At 64.2% G+C, this 935-nt stretch carries 2 protein-coding genes; both read right to left on the bottom strand.

The window, feature by feature from the left end:
- A partial coding sequence (locus JHD73_RS27880; protein ID WP_199033356.1) for a DUF192 domain-containing protein occupies nt 1-402 on the bottom strand: 402 nt, incomplete at its 3' end.
- Nucleotides 403-493: 91 nt separating this feature from the next.
- On the bottom strand, nt 494-935 hold a 442-nt coding region (locus JHD73_RS27875; protein WP_368735568.1), incomplete at its 5' end, for a c-type cytochrome.

The following is a 935-nucleotide window of genomic DNA, read 5'->3' as shown; positions in this document are numbered from 1 at the left end:
GAACCAGCCCTTGTTCATTTCCAGCGCATAAACGCCGGCCTTGGTCGGGCAGTGGTTGTCTTCCGTCTGCGGTTTCATCTCGGCAATGTCGGAGATGGTGCCGTCGTCGGTGATGAAGGCGATCGACAGCGGCAGGTCGGTGTTCTTCATCCAGAAGCAATGGCCGGCGGATTCATCAAACACGAACAGCATGCCGGCCGTGTCGGGCATCGTCTTGCGGAACATCAGGCCGGTCTCGCGAGATTGCGGGGTGGCGGCCACTTCCGCCTTGATCTTGTACATGCCCATGGTCAGGTCGACGACGGGCAGGCCGGTTTGTGGGCCGGTGGGCGTTTGCGCAAATGCGCCGGTGGCGGCAACGGCCACAGACAGCGCGGCAAGCAGGCGGGACAGGGTGATCATGGAGGGAGCGGGTTAGAAACGAAACGCTCCATGATCGGTACTCGGCTAGCCGCCGTCAATGAAACAGCGGCTGACGCTGGCGACGAAGTTGTTACCGCGTGTTTGCCGTGCGCGTCACAGCCTTGGGCGCATGCGCCGAGCGTGCCTTGTCCGCCGCCGGGTCCGGCATTAGCGCGGCGTAGCGCGCATCGGTGAGCGTGCGCAGGAAGGCGACGATGTCGTCGATCTCGTCTTCCGTCAGCGCCGGCGTGGTCCCAGGGCGGCGGTTCATTGGCACGGCGTTCACGTTGATGTTGCCCTGATATTTGGCGGGCACATCGTCAAAGCGCAGGGGTGTTCCCTTCGTGCCCGGGTACCACTGCGCCGGGTTGGTCGACCTCGTGGCATAGAAGGCCACCGTGTCGCGCAGCGTGCGGAACACGCCGTTGTGCATGAAGGTCTGGCGTACCGCCACGTTGCGCAGGCCGGACGTGCGGAAGTACCCGCACCACTGATCGGGCTCGGGCCACTTGAGCTTGCGGGCGGTCTGGCAG

The organism is Ralstonia sp. ASV6, assembly GCF_016429285.1.
GTDB classification, from domain to species: Bacteria; Pseudomonadota; Gammaproteobacteria; order Burkholderiales; family Burkholderiaceae; genus Ralstonia; species Ralstonia flaminis.
Note: the sequence above shows the minus strand (reverse complement) of the source record. Positions and strands in the feature narration are given on the sequence as shown.